The following is a 16,322-nucleotide window of genomic DNA, read 5'->3' as shown; positions in this document are numbered from 1 at the left end:
CAGACTTGGGTCATGCTGCGGAACATGTTTCGGTGGGGCAGGGGCAAGGGCGTCACGCAGTGCTCCTGCGAGCCCGAGTGGCAGGGCCTCTACACCGAGATCGACGGCCAGCGCCAACTGGCGCTGCCCCGCGACGAGATGGCCACGATCGTGGGCTACCTGGACCTGACCGCGCACTGCGCGGGCTGCGGCGCCGAGTACCCGAAACCCTGGGGCCTGGCCTCTAGGTAGGCTCCCGCCTCGTGCTCACGGTCTCCACGGTCAACGTCAACGGTCTGCGCGCCGCCGCCAAGAAGGGCTACCTGGAGTGGATGGCGTCCACGTCCGCAGACGTGGTGTGCCTGCAGGAAGTTCGCGCCGAACCCCACGAACTGCCCGCAGAGGTCCACTCGCCTTCGGGCTGGCACGGCGTGTACGCCCCGTCGTCGTTGAAGGGCCGCGCGGGCGTGGCCGTGCTCTCGCGCGTTGAACCGTCCTCGGTCCGTGTGGGCTTTGGCACTGCCGAGTTCGAGTCGAGCGGCCGCTACGTGGAGATCGAGCTGCCGGGCGTCGTCGTCGGCTCGTTGTACCTGCCGTCCGGCGATGTCGGCACCGAGAAGCAGGACGAGAAGGACCGCTTCATGGCGGCCTTCCTGCCGTACCTGGTGTCGTTGCGAGAGAAGGCGGCCGTGTCCGGCCGTGAGGTGCTCGTGTGTGGTGACTGGAACATCGCGCACCAGCAGGCCGACCTGAAGAACTGGCGCACGAACCAGAAGGAGTCCGGCTTCCTGCCGTACGAGCGGGAGTGGATGTCGTCGGTCTTCGCCTCCGGGTACAACGACGTGGTGCGCGCGCTGCACCCCGATGTGGCCGGGCCGTACTCGTGGTGGTCGTACCGGGGCAAGGCGTTCGACAACGACTCGGGGTGGCGGATCGATTACGTTGTCACAACAGACCGCCTCGCTGCTTCAGCGACATCCGCCGTGGTCGAACGCGCCGCAACCTACGCGGAACGCTGGTCCGACCACGCCCCGGTCACGGTGACCTTCGACTGGCCCCGTTGACCTCCCTGTTGGTCGTGGACGTCTGCAAGTACCACCAACTCGTGATCAAACCGCCTCTAACTACTACCAACTGGGCACCTTGACGCCCCCGCATCCGGGAGCAGTCCGGCCTGTCCCCGGCGAGTTGGTAGTAGTTAGAGGCGGTTCCAGTCTTACTGCTAGCTCGGGGCAGGGGCGCGGATCTTAGCTCGAAACCAGTCGTGTGCTGGTCGAGCTGAGGTATGTCCGCAGATCGATCAGCCGGAGGCGAAAGGCACCTCTGGTGGTCGGAGAGATCATCACGATATGCGCGGTCACCGCTGCGGCCGTGGCCAAGCCAGCGTTCGACTATCTCAAGGTCCGCGTGCTGGCCAAGAACGCGAACAAGACCGACATCCGCGAGATCGCCAAGGTCGCGTTCCCTCGCTACCAGATCGGACCGCTGCGGCGTGGCCCTGCCGACGAGGTGACTGAGTCGTCCGAAGGTGGCGAATCCGAGGGCGACGACTGCTCCGACTGATCCAGTCCGCCCAGCCTTTATCGCTCCCGTCCCCGGCCTGACCACTCGATTTCACCTGCCAGCTCCCCGAATCTGAACACGATTCACCATCGGTCAGATCAAGGGGGCGGCACATGGCGGGCTTCAATCGGCGTTCGTTCCTGCTCGCGATGGGCGCAACAGCGGCGGGCGTGCCACTACTCGACGCGCAAGCGATTGCCTTCACCGCGGGCACCACGCTCGAGGCCACCGCCACGCCGATCGGCACGAGCGGTTACCGCAGGCTGGCGGCGGGGCCGGGCTGGCCGACCGTGATCCGCAACGACCTCGTCCAGGCCAAGGCGGGGCGGGAAGCCAGGCGGCGGGCGCTGGTCAGCTTCGTGCAGTTCAGCGACATGCACATCTGCGACGCCCAGAGCCCGCTGCGGTTCGAGTACCTGCACCCGATCATGGGCTCCAGCGCGCACCGGCCGCAGGAGGCGCTCACGGCGCAGGGGTCGACGTCGCTGGTGCGCAGGGTCAACGCGGTCCGCAGAGGACCGTTGACCGGGCGGCCCTTCGACTTCCTCATGACCACCGGCGACAACACGGACAACCACGAGAACGTCGAGCTCGACTGGTTCCTCACGATCCTCAACGGCGGCCGGATAACGCCCAACACCGGCGACGTGCGGTACGAGGGCGTGCAGAACTCCGGCATCAGCACGTTCTGGCAACCGGAGCTCGCGGGCGTGGACGACTACAAGGCCAAAGGCTTCCCGCAGCTCGACGGACTGCTCGACGCGGCTGTCAGGGAGTTCACCAGCCCCGGCCTGAACATCCCCTGGTACTCCACCATCGGCAACCACGACGACAGCGTGGTCGGCGCGCTGCCGGACGGGCTGCTCGACAGCTGGTACACCGGGCGGAAGAAGATCGTCGGGTTCGGGGATCCGGTGCAGAACGCAAAGGTGGCGCAGGCGTTCAACGACCCCAAGGCGGTTCCTGAGGCGTTGGCCATCCTCGCTGGCGGCGGCGTCGTCCGGACCGTCACGCCTGACAGTCGACGTAGGTTGTTCGACACCGGTGAGTTCGTGCGCAAGCATCTGCCGTCGGGCGGGCACGGTTACACGGAGGCGAACGCGGACGGCGTCAACGTCTTCTACACGTTCCGGATGGCGCCCGGTGTCACCGGCATCAGCATGGACACCACGAACCTCGCGGGGTTCTCCGAGGGGTCGATCGGGCTGCATCAGCTCAATTGGATCGAGAAAACCCTCAGGCGGAACAGTTCGCTCTACTACGACTGGCTGGGACTGCCGCAACGGCAGAACGTCACCGACGAGCTGTTCGTGCTGTTCAGTCACCACACCAGCAAGACGATGGGCAACGTTCTGCCGGATCGGCGTCGTCCGCTCGACCCGCGCATGAACGGCGACGCGCTCGTGAACCTGCTGCACCGGTTCCCGAACGTGCTGGCGTGGGTCAACGGGCACACGCACCGCAACGTGATCACGCCGCACCGGCACGAGACGCCGGGAAGGAGCTTCTGGGAGATCAACACCGCCGCGCACGTCGACTACCCGCAGCACGCCCGCGTCATCGAGGTCGCAGACAACGGGGACGGCACGTTGTCGCTGTTCACGACGCTGCTCGAAGCCGATGCGCCGTACCAGGCCGACTACGACGACCGCAGCGACTCCGGTCTCGCGAGCCTGTGCCGGGAGTTCACCTACAACGACATCCACTCGCGGACGAACCCGCTGGGCACGCCGCTCGACCGGAACACGGAACTGCTGGTCACCGTGCGATGAGTGGGATGTCCCACAGCTCATCACAACTGATCAGGAATTTCGGCGGCCTAAGGTCGTTGACGTGGCAGTGGACATCTCTCTAACCCCACCGCAGCCCCGTCCGAGCGCGGCGGCCATGCGGCGTGCATTGCGCCGGGCAGCCGACGGTGCCGTCCTCGACGCGACCGAGGCCGCCGTGCTGCTGCACGCGCGCGGAGAGGACCTGGACGCGTTGCTGACCGCGGCCGGCAAGGTGCGGGACGCGCACCTGCTCGCCGAGGGGCGGCCCGGGGTCGTCACGTACAGCCGGTCGGTGTTCATCCCGCTGACCAGGTTGTGCCGGGACCGGTGTCACTACTGCACGTTCGCGACCGTGCCGCACAAGGTGCCCGCCGCGTTCCTCGAACGCGACGAGGTGCTGGCGATCGCCCGCGCGGGTGCCGAGCAGGGGTGCAAGGAAGCGCTCTTCACGCTCGGCGACCGGCCGGAAGATCGTTGGCCCGCCGCGAAGGAGTGGCTGGACGCACGTGGTTATGAGTCCACTTTGGACTACGTGCGCGCCAGTGCCATCGCGGTGCTCGAGGAGACGGGTCTGCTGCCGCACCTCAATCCCGGCGTGCTGAGCTGGGAGGAGCTGACGCGGCTGCGGCCCGTCGCGTCCAGCATGGGGATGATGCTGGAGACCACGGCCGAGCGGCTGTGGAGCGAGAAGGGCGGCCCGCACTACGGCAGCCCCGACAAGGATCCCGCGGTCCGCCTGCGGGTGCTGACCGACGCCGGACGCGTGAACGTTCCGTTCACCACCGGAATCCTGATCGGCATCGGCGAGAACCTCGCCGAGCGCGCCGAGTCGTTGCTGGCGATGCGCCAGGTCGCCAAGCAGTACGGGCACATCCAGGAAGTGATCATCCAGAACTTCCGCGCCAAGCCCGACACGGCGATGCGCGGCATGCCCGACGCCGACCTGACCGAGCTCGCGGCGACGATCGCCGTGGCACGCCTGGTGATGCCGTCGACCGTGAGCGTGCAGGCGCCGCCGAACCTGGTCGGCGAGGAGTTCGGCCTCATGCTGCGCGCGGGTGTCGACGACTGGGGCGGCGTCTCGCCGATCACGCCGGACCACGTGAACCCCGAGAAGCCGTGGCCTCAGGTCGACCGGCTCGTGGACATCACACGCGAAGCCGGATTCTCGTTGCAGGAGAGGCTGAACGTCTACCCGCGCTACGTGCGCGCGGCGGCGGGGCAGTGGATCGACACGCGGCTCACCGCCCACGTTTCCGCGCTGGCACTGGAAAGCGGTCTCGCGAACCCGGACGCTCCCGTGGTCGGCCGCGAGTGGCAGGAGCCCGACGGCGGGCTCGACACGTTCGGGCGCGCCGACCTGAACACCGCGATCGACACCGAAGGGCGCACGAGCGATCGCCGCGGTGACTTCGACGAGGTTTACGGCGACTGGGACGAGCTGAAGATTCCCGTTGCGCCGCAACGGCTTTCCGAAGACGTCCAACGTGGACTGAAAATCGCGGCGAACGACCCGGCCGCGTTGCTCGACGACACCGACGCCGCGATGGCACTGCTCACCGCCGACGGCGACGCGCTGGAGGAGATGACGCGCCTCGCCGACGACCTGCGGCGCGAGGTGGTCGGCGACGACGTCACGTACGTCGTCAACCGGAACATCAACTTCTCGAACGTCTGCTACGTCGGCTGCCGCTTCTGCGCCTTCGCCCAACGTGAACGGGATGCGGATGCGTTCAGGTTGAGCGCAGAGGAGGTCGCGGACCGCGCGCAGGAGGCGTGGGACTCCGGCGCCACCGAGGTCTGCATGCAGGGCGGTATCGACCCGAAGCTGCCGGTCACCTACTACGCGGACGTCGTGCGGGCGATCAAGAAGCGCCTGCCGCAGATGCACGTCCACGCGTTCAGCCCGATGGAGATCGTCTCCGCCGCCGCGAAGGCCGGCGTGAGCGTGCGCGACTGGCTCACCGAACTCAAGGAAGCGGGCCTCGACACGATCCCCGGCACCGCGGCCGAGATCCTCGACGACGACGTGCGGTGGGTGCTGACCAAGGGCAAGCTGCCGACCGCGACCTGGCTCGACGTCGTCAGCACGGCCCACGACCTGGGCATTCGCTCGTCGTCGACGATGATGTACGGCCACGTCGACCACCCAGGCCACTGGCTCACGCACCTGCGCGTGCTGGCCAGGTTGCAGGACCAGACCGGCGGTCTCACCGAGTTCGTCGCGCTGCCGTTCGTGCACCGCAACGCCCCGATCTACCTGGCAGGAGTCGCCCGTCCCGGCCCCAGCCGCCGCGACAACCGCGCCGTGCACGCGTTCGCACGGTTGGCGCTGCACGGGCGGATCGACAACATCCAGTGCTCGTGGGTCAAGCTCGGCGACGAGGGCACTGCGGAGATCCTCAACGGCGGTGCGAACGACATCGGCGGCACGTTGATGGAGGAGACCATCAGTCGCATGGCAGGGTCCGAACACGGGTCCGCGCGTACTGTGCGTGAGCTTGAGACCCTGGCTTCGCTCGCAGGGCGTAACGCCCGTCAGCGGACTACGACATATGGGCGAGTGCGAACCGATCAACAGTGACCGATAGTCTGATTCGGCGCATCGACGCTACCGGTGATCGGTAGCTTGGCGGCCAATCAGTCAGCAAGGTTCACCCTTCCGGGGTGGGTCTGTGCCTTGGGGAGGCTCGGCAAGTGCACGGCATGAGTCTGGTACTGAGCGCTGCGGTTGAGAGCAGCATGACCGGTACCGCTGCTGGTCCCGTGGGTCTGATCGCGGTCACGGCGGGTGTGGGTGGTCTGGTGTACGGCCTGGTCAAGCGGCGCAAGCCGGCGGTCGTCCCGGCGGCGAACCAGCGGATCGACCTGGTTCAGCAGGACACCGCGCAGAACTGATCCACCTGGTCTGAGAAGATTTCGTCCGTGTCCACGGAGAGCGCACCCACCAGCCGTCCTCGTGTCCTGTCCGGCATCCAGCCGACGGCGGGCTCGTTCCACCTCGGGAACTACCTGGGTGCGGTGCGGCAGTGGGTGGCCCTGCAGGAGGACCACGACGCGTTCTACTGCGTCGTCGACCTGCACGCGATCACCGTGGAGCAGAACCCGAAGGAACTGCGCCACAACACCCGCGTCTCGGCAGCTCAGCTGCTCGCGCTGGGCATCGACCCCGACCGCGCGACGCTGTTCGTGCAGTCGCACGTCCCGGAGCACGCCCAGCTCGGCTGGCTCATGCAGTGCATGACCGGTTTCGGCGAGGCGTCCCGGATGACGCAGTTCAAGGACAAGTCCGCACGCCAGGAGCAGTCCGTTGGCGTCGGCCTGTTCACGTACCCGATCCTGCAGGCCGCGGACATCCTGCTGTACCAGGCGCACTACGTGCCGGTCGGCGAGGACCAGCGCCAGCACCTGGAGCTGACCCGCGACCTCGCGACGCGGTTCAACTCGCGCTACGGCAAGACGTTCCGCCTGCCGGAGGCGTACATCGTCAAGGACACCGCCAAGATCTTCGACCTGCAGGACCCGACGGCGAAGATGAGCAAGTCGGTGCCCGGCGGCGTCGTGGAGCTGCTGGAGGACCCGAAGCGGTCGGCGAAGAAGATCCGCTCGGCCGTCACGGACACGGGCCGCGAGATCATCTTCGACGTCGAGAACAAGCCGGGCGTCTCGAACCTGCTGACGATCTACTCGGCCCTGACCGGCCGTTCCGTGGAGTCGCTGGTCTCCGACTACGACGGCAAGGGCTACGGCGACCTCAAGAAGGACCTCGGCGAGGTCTTCACCGAGTGGGTCACGCCGGTCCAGGAACGCGTCCGCACGTACCTCGACGACCTGGCGTCCCTCGACAAGATCCTGGCCCGCGGCGCCGAGCGCGCCCGCGACGTCGCGTCGGTCACGTTGCGCCGGTCGTACGAGAAGATCGGGTTTGTTCTGCCCGAGTAGTGCACTTGCACTAGCGTCCTGACCGTGGACAAGTGGCGGCGGAAGTACGCGTGGCTGGACCACGTCATGCTGGCGTACGAGCGCTACACCGAGAGGTACGGCACCCACTACGCGGCGGCGGTGACGTACTTCAGCGTGCTGTCTCTGGTGCCGATCCTGATGATCGGGTTCGCGATCGCCGGTTTCGTGCTGCAGTCCCAGCCGGACCTGCTGGCCGAACTGCGCACGGCGATCGCGGAGGCCGTGCCGGACGAGAACCTGAGCAAGCAGATCAACGAGGCCGTGAACACGGCCCTGGACTCCAAGGGCACGGTCGGCATCATCGGCCTGCTGGGCGCCGCCTACTCCGGTCTCGGCTGGATGGGCAACCTCCGCGACGCCCTGACCGCGCAGTGGGGCCACGCCAAGGAGAACCTGCCGTTCCTCGGCACGTTGTGGCGCGACCTCCTGGCGCTCATCGGTCTCGGACTCGCGATCGTGCTGTCGTTCGGCATCACCGCCCTGGGCTCGGGTTTCGCGGACCAGGTGCTGGTGTGGCTCGGCCTGGACGACGCCGGCTGGGCGCGGGCGCTGGTGAAGATCGCCTCGATCCTCCTCTCGCTGCTGGCGAACTGGATGGTGTTCCTCTGGGTGCTCGCCCGGCTGCCGCGCAAGCCTGTGGGCTGGCGCAGCGCGCTGCGCGGAGCTCTGGCCGCCGCCATCGGGTTCGAGGTGCTGAAGCAGGCCGCCACGATCTTCCTGTCGTTCGTGACGTCGTCGCCGACCTCCGCCGCGTTCGGGTCGGTGATCGGTGTGCTGGTGTTCGCGAACCTGGTGGCGCAGTTCTTGCTGTTCATCACCGCTTGGACGGCTACGGCCAAGGAGAACCGGGAGCCGGAGGTGGTGGCTGCGCCGCCGCCTGCGGTGATCTCGCCGGTGGTGTCGGTGCGGTCGGGGCCTGCGCCGTCGTTGATGTTGGGGGTCGGGGCTGTGATGGGGGCGTTGCTGGGGTTGAGGTGGCGTAGGAGGTAGGGCAGGCCGGACCTGAGGCCGCCCGCCCGTCGCTCGATGGCTGTCGCCCGCCCTCACCACCTCACGGCGGCTCCACGATGCGCACCGCCGGCCTCGGCCGCGCCGCTGCCGCCTGGTGCGCGTTCCTCAGCTCCGCCGCCACCGCGTCCGGCTGGTCCCGCAGGCGGGTCGGCAGGGTTTGCACGACCAGGATTCCTGCTGCTGCGTAGCGGATGTTGCGCGGGAGGGTGCGTTCGTAGTCGCGCGGGTCGTAGTGGAACGCCCTCGAGTCGATCTCCCAGGCCAGGCCCACGTCGTCGAACCAGGCGTCCGGTCTGCCGATCAGCTGGCCCGTGGCGTCGGCGATCTGGACGTTCCAGTGCGGTTTGGTCAGGCGGATTCGGCGGGAGAGCATGCGGGCGTCGCGTTCTGCCACGGACTCCGCGCGGCCCAGCTCTTTGAGGACCTCGCGGACCAGCTTGGTGCCGTAGCGGTTGGTGCGGGCCTCCTCGCGGAGGCTTCCGGGGGTGCAGCGGCCCTTTTGGATGGCTGCGGCCACCAGCGCCGTGGCCTCGTCCGCCGAACGCATCTGCCGGCACGCGTCGACGACGGCTCGGGCGGCCGACACCACCGGGAAGCCGTCGATGGTGGTCGAGCGGGGCATCGGTGAGGCGCGTTCGACGATCAGAGTGCCGCTGCCGCGCGCGGAACCCGGCACCAGGACGTGGATCTCGGAGCCTCTGGCCGGCAGGCCGTGGCGGCGGCAGGCTTCAGCGCCGGTCAGCACGGCTCCTGGGCCTGCGCGCAGCAGGGCCGCGGTGACCTGTTGGTCGCGCGTGGGCGGGCCGTTGTGCAGCAGCACGACACCTGCGTGCATGCGTTGCCACGGCCCGCCCGGGCGGCACTTCGGCCAGGGGTTCGCCACCCCCAGCGACTTCAGGGCGGTGGTGCTGATGACACCGAGATCGCTGCGTTCGCGCAGTTGTTCGATTCGCATGTCGACAGTGTGACGAGCGCCACCGACAGTTTTTGACGGCTCAGCGCCGGGCGAGCCTCTTGCGGTCGATCAGCAGCAGGAGCACACCCGCGGCGGCGAGCAGGCCGCCGAGTGCCGCCAGCCAGCCGATCGAGGCACCCGTGTTGGCCAGGCGGTTGTCCTGGTGGCGCGGAGGCTTCGCGACCGGCGGGGTCGTCTTGACCGGAGGCGTTGTCGTCGACGGCTTCGTGGAAGTCGAAGAAGTCGAAGTCGAAGGTGTCGACGTGGTCGTGGACACCGAGGACGTCGTGCTGCCCGGCCTCGTGTACGTGGTGGTCGTCGACGAGGTCGAGGTTGTGGACGACGTCGTCGACTTCGACGTGGTGGTCGACGGCTCCGTGCACGTGGTGGTGGTAGTCGTCGACGTGGTGTAGGTCGGCTTCGTAGTCGTCGTGGTGGGCTCACCTCTTGCTTCTGGTGAGCGCCATCCTGGACGTACTTTCGGGCACCACGCGGCGGCGCAGACCCGGTCGTCGCCGGAGGCCGAAGCCTCCGGGCCCGCACCGTAGAGTCCGACGACGGTCAACACCGCGCCCGCGGTGAGCACACCGATGTAGGCGATACGTGACATGGCACGATCGTTGCGCCGAGATACCGCACGTCGCGCGTGCGGCGCGCACACGTCACCCAGGCGTGCACGCGACATCCCTCGATCAGGTCCAGAAGACCGCGATCCCCACGTTCAGCACGACGAGTGACGCCGCGGTCGGCAGCAGCCAGGACGGCGCCTTCGGCTTGTTGACGTTGATCGCGACCACGGCGGCGATGGCCACGACGACCAGCAGCTTCACGCCGATCTTGATGTGGTCGTACTTCACCGAGTCGACCAGCGGGTCGATGCCGACCAGCGCCACACCGGTGAGCAGCTGCAGAGCCGCACCGTGCAACCAGCCCTTGTTGACCGGCGCGTCCTTGCCGGCCTTGGCCTGCAGCATGATCATCGCGACGAGCATGCCCATGCCCAGCAGGTGCAGGAACACCAGCAGCAGACGTACGAACTCCACAACGTTTCCTATCGACGTCGAGTGGCCAGGAAGCCCCGCACGCCCAGCACCCCGATGACGGTGCCGAACACGAGCGAGGCGATCACGAGCACCAGGTGCACCGTGAAGAAAGCGGTGGGCCCGTCGTTGAACGAACGGGGGTCCTTCCAGATGTTCTTCAGGAACGTGGGCCAGATCACCCACGACCACACTCCGAAAGCCACCAGAAAGAGTGACATCGGGCGCGAGAGCTTCACAGCGACCAGTATCGGACGTGGTGCGTGCAAGCCGCTAAACGGGGGTGGATAGCCTGGAGCCGTGCCCTTCACCCAACGGCTCATCGTCGCCCTGGTCCTAGCAACGGCCACAGCCGCGTTCGCCGCACCGACCGGCACCGCACAGCAGGCCGCCGGCTCGGCGCAGTGCGCTAACCGCGAGACCCCGCCGCCCCCGGTGGACACGTCGGAGCAGCCCGCGCCCGGTCAGAAGGCGCCGACCGCCCTCGAGGTGCCGGAGAAGCCCGTCGGTGGCGACCGGCTCGGCGAATGCGGCCTGATCCTCCCGCCGAACTCGGCCCAGCCGCCGAGCGGCATCACCGCGGCCTCGTGGCTCCTCGCGGACATGGACAGCGGCGCCGTCATCGCCGCGTACGACCCGCACGGCCGTCAGCGCCCGGCGAGCGTCATCAAGGTTCTGCTCGCGATGGTGGTCGCGAAGGAGCTGCGCGGAGACCTCGTCGTCACCGCCTCCGCCGAGGACACGCAGCAGGAGTGCACCTGCGTGGGCCTCAAGGACGGCGGCCAGTACACGGTTCGTCAGCTGCTGCAGGGCCTGCTGCTCACCTCGGGCAACGACGTGGCGCACACGCTGGCCCGTCAGCTCGGCGGCGTGCCGAACGCGCTGCGCAAGATGAACGCCATGGCCAAGGAGCTCGGCGCCCTCGACACCCGCGCCGTCACCCCGTCCGGCCTGGACGCCCCCGGCACCAGCACCTCCGCCTACGACGTCGCCCTGATCTTCCGCGGCGCGATGAAGTACGAGGAGTTCGCGCAGACGATCAAACTGCAGCAGGCGCAGTTCCCCGGCCGCAACGGCGGCACGATCATGCTGACGAACGACAACCGCCTGCTCGCGAACTACCAGGGCGCGATCGGCGGCAAGAGCGGCTTCACCGACGACTCGCAGCACACGTACGTGGGCGCCGCCGAACGCAACGGCCGCCGCCTCGTCGTCGTCCTGCTGCGCGGTCAGGTGCAGCCCACGCACATCACCGCCCAGGCCGCGAAGCTGCTCGACTACGGCTTCGCCATGGGCCCCGGCGGTGTCGGCAAGCTCGTGGACGGCGCCCCGCAGCCGAAGCCGAACGTCGTCCCCACCCAGAGCAACGACGACAAGCAGGACGACGCGGCCGCCGTCGACTCCCGCACGGGCCGCCCGACGCCGACGGCGTTCGGCACCGTCGGCCTCCCGATCACGGCCGTGGCGGGCATCGGCCTGCTGGCCGGTGTGTTCCTCTACATCCGCAACAAGCGGGCCAAGGCGGCACGGGCACGCCGCCAGGCCGCACAGGCGGCACAGGGCGTCTGAGCCGCCACGAAGGACACGCTACGAGCCCCCAGCGCCAACGCTGGGGGCTCGTTCGCGTTCCGGGACCATCACGGCGGTGAGCGCGAGGACACCGGCGATCAGCACGATCGACGCCAGCACCGCTGCGGACGTGCCGAACCGGTTGCGCACGGCTCAGGTCGTGCTGCAGGACGGGCGGATCGTCGACTGCGCGCACGACCGCGAACCCGACCTCTTCTGCAGAGCGGCGGACGTTCTCCAGAGGTGGCAGGACATCGCGCCCGACGCACCGGACGAGCTCAGCGCGAACCTCAAGATCGATGCGCGCGGCGTGACCGTGTTCGGCGCCGGCCCACCCGGCGCCTTCCTCGATCTGGCACCGGCCGCCGGCGACGTCCGCACCCCGCCCTACTACGAGCTCAAGCAGTCGTTCGACGATCTGGGCGACCTCGGTCCAGGACCGGTGCTCAGCAGATCCCACTTCTCCCGGCAGGACTGCTGCGCTTCCCGCAGTCCCTCCAAATGCAGAAGCGCCGCGCCCCCAACGGGAACGCGGCGCCCTCAGAGCAACCGATCAGACGCGCTTGAACAGCAGCGCGCGCTTCACTTCCTGGATCGCCTTGGTGACCTGGATGCCACGCGGGCAGGCGTCGGTGCAGTTGAACGTGGTCCGGCACCGCCACACGCCGTCGATGTCGTTGAGGATGTCGAGCCGCTCCTCAGCGCCCTCGTCACGCGAGTCGAAGATGAACCGGTGCGCGTTCACGATCGCCGCCGGGCCGAAGTACGAGCCCTCGGTCCAGTAGACCGGGCACGACGTGGTGCAGCAGGCGCACAGGATGCACTTCGTGGTGTCGTCGAACCGCTCGCGGTCGGCGACCGACTGGATGCGCTCGCGCGTCGGCTCGTTGCCGTACGTCACGAGGTACGGCTTGACCGCGCGGAACGCCTCGAAGAAGGGCTCCATGTCGACGAGCAGGTCCTTGTTCACCGGCAGGCCCTTGATGGGCTCGATGGTGATCGTGGTCTGCTTGTCGCCCTTCTGCAGCAGGTCCTTCAGCAGGACCTTGCACGCCAGGCGGTTCACGCCGTTGATGCGCATGGCGTCGGAACCGCAGATGCCGTGCGCGCAGGAGCGGCGGAACGTCAGCGTGCCGTCCACGTACCACTTGATGTAGTGGAGGAGGTTCAGCACGCGGTCCGACGGGAGCGCGGGGATGTCGAACATGTCCCAGCGCGGCTCGTCGTCGAACTCCGGGTTGAACCGGCGGATCTTGACGGTGACCGTGACAGCGCCGTCCGGAACCGGCGGCTGGGAGCCGCGCGAGCCAGCAGTGGTTTCAGCGGTGGCGGTCATCAGTACTTGCGCTCCATCGGCTTGTACCGGGTAAAGGTGACGGGCTTGTAGTCGAGGCGGATGTCCGCGGCAAGACCCTCGCCCTGCTTGTAGAACATGCTGTGCCGCATGAAGTTCGTGTCGTCGCGGTTCGGGTAGTCCTCGCGGGCGTGACCGCCGCGGGACTCCTTGCGCGCCAGGGCGCCGACGACGAGAACCTCGGCCAGCTCCAGCAGGAAGCCGAGCTCGACGGCCTCCAGCAGGTCGGTGTTGAAGCGCTTGCCCTTGTCCTGCACGGAGATGTGGGCGTAACGCTCCTTGAGCGCCTGCACGTCGTGCAGCGCCTGCTTCAGCGTGTCCTCGGTGCGGTACACGGACGCGTTGGCGTCCATGGTGGCCTGCAGCTCGGTGCGGATGTCCGCCACGCGCTCCTGGCCGTGCTCCGACAGGGCGAGAGCGACCTGCGCCTCGACGGCGGCGGCCGGGTTCTCCGGCAGCTCGACGTGCTCGTCGCGGGACAGCGCGTACTCCGCGGCGGCGATGCCGGCGCGGCGGCCGAAGACGTTGATGTCCAGCAACGAGTTCGTGCCCAGGCGGTTCGCGCCGTGCACCGAGACGCACGCGCACTCACCGGCGGCGTAGAGACCCGGAACGACGTTGTCGTTGTCCCGCAGCACTTCGCCGTGGATGTTCGTCGGGATGCCGCCCATCGCGTAGTGCGCGGTGGGGTACACCGGGACGGGCTCGACGACCGGGTCGACCGCGAGGTACGTGCGGGCGAACTCGGTGATGTCCGGCAGCTTCGTCTCCAGCACCTCGGCACCGAGGTGCGTGCAGTCGAGCAGCACGTAGTCCTTGTTCGGGCCGGCGCCACGGCCTTCCAGCACCTCGAGGGCCATCGAGCGGGCCACGATGTCGCGCGGCGCCAGGTCCTTGATGGTCGGGGCGTAGCGCTCCATGAACCGCTCACCCGAGGCGTTGCGCAGGATCGCGCCCTCGCCGCGGGCACCCTCGGTCAGCAGGATGCCGAGACCCGCGAGGCCCGTCGGGTGGAACTGGTAGAACTCCATGTCCTCCAGGGGCAGGCCCTTGCGGAAGACGATGCCCATGCCGTCACCGGTCAGCGTGTGGGCGTTCGACGTGGTCTTGAAGACCTTGCCGAAACCACCGGTCGCGAACACGACGGACTTGGCCTGGAAGACGTGGATCTCGCCGGTCGCGAGCTCGTACGCGACGGCGCCGGTGCAGACCGGGCCGTTCTCCGTCTCGGTGAGGCAGATGTCGAGCACGTAGAACTCGTTGAAGAACTCGATGCCGTGCTTGACGCAGTTCTGGTACAGCGTCTGCAGGATCATGTGACCGGTGCGGTCCGCGGCGTAGCAGGCGCGGCGCACGGCGGCTTCACCGTGGTTGCGCGTGTGGCCGCCGAACCGGCGCTGGTCGATCTTGCCCTCGGGCGTGCGGTTGAACGGCAGGCCCATCTTCTCGAGGTCGAGAACGGCGTCGATGGCCTCCTTCGCCATGATCTCGGCGGCGTCCTGGTCGACCAGGTAGTCGCCGCCCTTGATCGTGTCGAAGGTGTGCCACTCCCAGTTGTCCTCCTCGACGTTGGCGAGGGCGGCGCACATGCCGCCCTGGGCCGCGCCGGTGTGCGAACGCGTGGGGTAGAGCTTGGTGAGCACCGCGGTGCGGGCGCGCTGGCCGGACTCGATCGCCGCGCGCATTCCGGCACCACCAGCGCCGATGATGACTACGTCGTACTTGTGGAACTGCATTGTGGTGGGCTCCCCGCGCGGGTCAGTTCGACGAGATGTTCGGGTCGAAGGTGAAGATCACGAACGTGCCGAGCGAGACGATCAGCACCATCGAGACGTAGAGCAGCATCTTCAACCAGAACCGGGTGGAGTCCTTGCGCGCGTAGTCGTTGATGACCGTCCGCACGCCGTTGCCGCCGTGGATCTGCGCGAGCCAGAGCATCGCGAGGTCCCAGAACTGCCAGAAGGGCGAGGCCCACCGGCCGGCGACGAAGCCGAAGTTGATCTTGTGAACACCGCCGTCGAGGATGTTCATGATGAACAGGTGACCCAGGACCAGGACCACGAGCAGCAGGCCGGAGAGGCGCATGAACAGCCAGCTGTAGAGCTCGCCGTTGCTGCGGCGGGCCGCGGGGCGGCGCGGCTGGCGGGGCTTGTCGAGTGCGAGAGACATGGTCAGTGACCCCCAACCAGGTCGGAGATCGTGCGCTCCATCATGAAGTAGAAGCCGGGGATCATCACGACGACCCAGACGGCCAGCACGGTCCAGAGCATGACCCGCTGGTACTTGGCGCCCTTCTCCCAGAAGTCGACCAGCATGACCCGGATGCCGTTCAGCGCGTGGTAGAGCACCGCGCCGACGAGGCCGACCTCGAAGAGGTTCACGACCGGGTTCTTGTAGGTCTCGATCACCGTGTCGTACGCGTTCGGTGACACCCGCACGAGTGCGGTGTCGAGCACGTGGGTGAAGAGGAAGAAGAACGTGAGGACACCGGTGATCCGGTGGGCGACCCAGGACCACATGCCCAGATCACCGCGGTAGAGCGTCCCACCCCCTCGGGTGGTGCCCGACCGCTCGGGTGCGCCTGCGCTGGTCATGCGCCGCGGCCTCCAACGTCAGTGGTGGTGGTCGGTGAACAGTTCTGCCCGACCATGACCGGAAAATCCTAGTCCCGCACGTTGGAACCAACCCAGCAGGCGCACCCGCTCTGTGATCGATGAGACACGCTGTCGATCGGCCAAGCGGTCTTTATCGATCCCGAAATGCGGTCCACGCCACATCTGAAGTGCACGCGGGGAGCTTTCGTTCGCTTGGAGCGCACGGAGGGGCCCCGCGTGCCGTCCGGGGAAAAAGAGGACGGCGGCCCAGGACCTCCGCCTTGGTCCGGGCCGCCGTCGTGGCAAGGGCACTTGCCGACCTGTACACGGCGCAGGACCCGCGATCGGTTCAACGTCGGGTCGTCGGCGCGCGGAACTGGGCCGTTTGGACGACGATCAGTGACGGGGAAGCGGCCGAAGGGGACGTTTCGCCACGCGCCGAACACGAGTGATCACCAAAGGTGCGGCCAAAGCGTCGAATGCGTAACCGATAGGGGTCTTTGTTGGTGCTGGCCGCAACGT

The 16,322-nt window shown here is 67.9% G+C and carries 19 protein-coding genes; 10 read left to right on the top strand and 9 right to left on the bottom strand.

The window, feature by feature from the left end:
- Positions 1 to 12: 12 nt before the first annotated feature.
- The 8 genes from ACFOWZ_RS10305 (at position 13) to yhjD (ending at position 8,267) form a co-directional block, all read left to right on the top strand.
- Positions 13 to 231, top strand: coding sequence for a hypothetical protein (locus ACFOWZ_RS10305; protein ID WP_030470787.1), 219 nt, complete (start codon positions 13 to 15; stop codon positions 229 to 231).
- Between the two features lie 11 nt (positions 232 to 242).
- The gene (locus ACFOWZ_RS10300) at positions 243 to 1,043 is read left to right on the top strand and encodes an exodeoxyribonuclease III (RefSeq protein WP_382371478.1); all 801 of its coding nucleotides are present in this window, start codon (positions 243 to 245) and stop codon (positions 1,041 to 1,043) included.
- 262 nt (positions 1,044 to 1,305) lie between these two features.
- Positions 1,306 to 1,542 carry a hypothetical protein gene (locus tag ACFOWZ_RS10295; RefSeq protein WP_382371476.1) on the top strand — a complete coding sequence of 79 codons (237 nt, stop codon included), beginning with the start codon at positions 1,306 to 1,308 and terminating at the stop codon, positions 1,540 to 1,542.
- 113 nt (positions 1,543 to 1,655) lie between these two features.
- Positions 1,656 to 3,314: a TIGR03767 family metallophosphoesterase gene (locus tag ACFOWZ_RS10290; RefSeq protein ID WP_382371474.1), complete on the top strand. Its 1,659-nt coding sequence runs from the start codon at positions 1,656 to 1,658 to the stop codon at positions 3,312 to 3,314.
- 61 nt (positions 3,315 to 3,375) lie between these two features.
- Positions 3,376 to 5,898 (top strand): bifunctional FO biosynthesis protein CofGH, encoded by a 2,523-nt coding sequence (locus ACFOWZ_RS10285; protein ID WP_382371472.1) that lies wholly within the window; start codon positions 3,376 to 3,378, stop codon positions 5,896 to 5,898.
- Between the two features lie 122 nt (positions 5,899 to 6,020).
- On the top strand, positions 6,021 to 6,212 hold the full coding sequence (locus ACFOWZ_RS10280) for a hypothetical protein (RefSeq protein ID WP_156094154.1): 192 nt from the start codon (positions 6,021 to 6,023) through the stop codon (positions 6,210 to 6,212).
- A 27-nt stretch (positions 6,213 to 6,239) separates the two neighbouring features.
- Positions 6,240 to 7,256, top strand: coding sequence for a tryptophan--tRNA ligase (gene trpS, locus ACFOWZ_RS10275; RefSeq protein ID WP_382371470.1), 1,017 nt, complete (start codon positions 6,240 to 6,242; stop codon positions 7,254 to 7,256).
- Positions 7,257 to 7,280: 24 nt separating this feature from the next.
- Positions 7,281 to 8,267 carry an inner membrane protein YhjD gene (gene yhjD, locus ACFOWZ_RS10270; protein WP_382371468.1) on the top strand — a complete coding sequence of 329 codons (987 nt, stop codon included), beginning with the start codon at positions 7,281 to 7,283 and terminating at the stop codon, positions 8,265 to 8,267.
- A 61-nt stretch (positions 8,268 to 8,328) separates the two neighbouring features.
- On the opposite strand, the gene ACFOWZ_RS10265 is transcribed toward yhjD, so the two are convergent.
- Positions 8,329 to 9,243: a hypothetical protein gene (locus ACFOWZ_RS10265; RefSeq protein ID WP_382371466.1), complete on the bottom strand. Its 915-nt coding sequence runs from the start codon at positions 9,241 to 9,243 to the stop codon at positions 8,329 to 8,331.
- A gap of 40 nt (positions 9,244 to 9,283) precedes the next feature.
- Complete coding sequence (locus ACFOWZ_RS10260) at positions 9,284 to 9,520, bottom strand: LPXTG cell wall anchor domain-containing protein (RefSeq protein WP_382371464.1); 237 nt, start codon at positions 9,518 to 9,520, stop codon at positions 9,284 to 9,286.
- On the opposite strand from ACFOWZ_RS10260, the gene ACFOWZ_RS10255 reads away from it, so the two are divergent.
- Complete coding sequence (locus ACFOWZ_RS10255; RefSeq protein WP_382371462.1) at positions 9,513 to 9,656, top strand: hypothetical protein; 144 nt, start codon at positions 9,513 to 9,515, stop codon at positions 9,654 to 9,656. The two genes, ACFOWZ_RS10260 and ACFOWZ_RS10255, sit on opposite strands and share 8 nt — an antisense overlap.
- A 279-nt stretch (positions 9,657 to 9,935) precedes the next feature.
- Here ACFOWZ_RS10255 and ACFOWZ_RS10250 read toward each other — a convergent pair whose 3' ends face one another.
- Both ACFOWZ_RS10250 and ACFOWZ_RS10245 read right to left on the bottom strand, forming a co-directional pair.
- Positions 9,936 to 10,286: a hypothetical protein gene (locus ACFOWZ_RS10250; protein WP_363781650.1), complete on the bottom strand. Its 351-nt coding sequence runs from the start codon at positions 10,284 to 10,286 to the stop codon at positions 9,936 to 9,938.
- Positions 10,287 to 10,294: 8 nt separating this feature from the next.
- Positions 10,295 to 10,522 (bottom strand): SCO4848 family membrane protein, encoded by a 228-nt coding sequence (locus ACFOWZ_RS10245; RefSeq protein WP_382371460.1) that lies wholly within the window; start codon positions 10,520 to 10,522, stop codon positions 10,295 to 10,297.
- A gap of 61 nt (positions 10,523 to 10,583) precedes the next feature.
- Here ACFOWZ_RS10245 and ACFOWZ_RS10240 point away from each other — a divergent pair, with 61 nt between their 5' ends.
- Positions 10,584 to 11,852 carry a D-alanyl-D-alanine carboxypeptidase family protein gene (locus ACFOWZ_RS10240; RefSeq protein ID WP_382371458.1) on the top strand — a complete coding sequence of 423 codons (1,269 nt, stop codon included), beginning with the start codon at positions 10,584 to 10,586 and terminating at the stop codon, positions 11,850 to 11,852.
- Positions 11,853 to 11,870: 18 nt separating this feature from the next.
- On the opposite strand, the gene ACFOWZ_RS10235 is transcribed toward ACFOWZ_RS10240, so the two are convergent.
- From ACFOWZ_RS10235 to sdhC, 5 genes are all read right to left on the bottom strand, one after another.
- The gene (locus tag ACFOWZ_RS10235; RefSeq protein ID WP_382371456.1) at positions 11,871 to 12,002 is read right to left on the bottom strand and encodes a hypothetical protein; all 132 of its coding nucleotides are present in this window, start codon (positions 12,000 to 12,002) and stop codon (positions 11,871 to 11,873) included.
- Between the two features lie 403 nt (positions 12,003 to 12,405).
- Positions 12,406 to 13,188: a succinate dehydrogenase iron-sulfur subunit gene (locus ACFOWZ_RS10230; RefSeq protein WP_382371454.1), complete on the bottom strand. Its 783-nt coding sequence runs from the start codon at positions 13,186 to 13,188 to the stop codon at positions 12,406 to 12,408.
- A complete protein-coding gene (sdhA, locus tag ACFOWZ_RS10225) occupies positions 13,188 to 14,942 on the bottom strand; it encodes a succinate dehydrogenase flavoprotein subunit (protein WP_030470770.1) in 1,755 nt (584 codons plus the stop codon). Before sdhA ends, ACFOWZ_RS10230 begins: the two co-directional genes overlap by 1 nt.
- A 22-nt stretch (positions 14,943 to 14,964) precedes the next feature.
- Positions 14,965 to 15,375: a succinate dehydrogenase hydrophobic membrane anchor subunit gene (locus ACFOWZ_RS10220; protein WP_030470769.1), complete on the bottom strand. Its 411-nt coding sequence runs from the start codon at positions 15,373 to 15,375 to the stop codon at positions 14,965 to 14,967.
- Between the two features lie 2 nt (positions 15,376 to 15,377).
- Positions 15,378 to 15,800 carry a succinate dehydrogenase, cytochrome b556 subunit gene (sdhC, locus tag ACFOWZ_RS10215; protein ID WP_382371451.1) on the bottom strand — a complete coding sequence of 141 codons (423 nt, stop codon included), beginning with the start codon at positions 15,798 to 15,800 and terminating at the stop codon, positions 15,378 to 15,380.
- Positions 15,801 to 16,322: the final 522 nt, after the last annotated feature.

It is taken from the genome of Lentzea rhizosphaerae (assembly GCF_042649515.1).
Classification (GTDB): domain Bacteria; phylum Actinomycetota; class Actinomycetes; order Mycobacteriales; family Pseudonocardiaceae; genus Lentzea; species Lentzea aerocolonigenes.
Note: the sequence above shows the minus strand (reverse complement) of the source record. Positions and strands in the feature narration are given on the sequence as shown.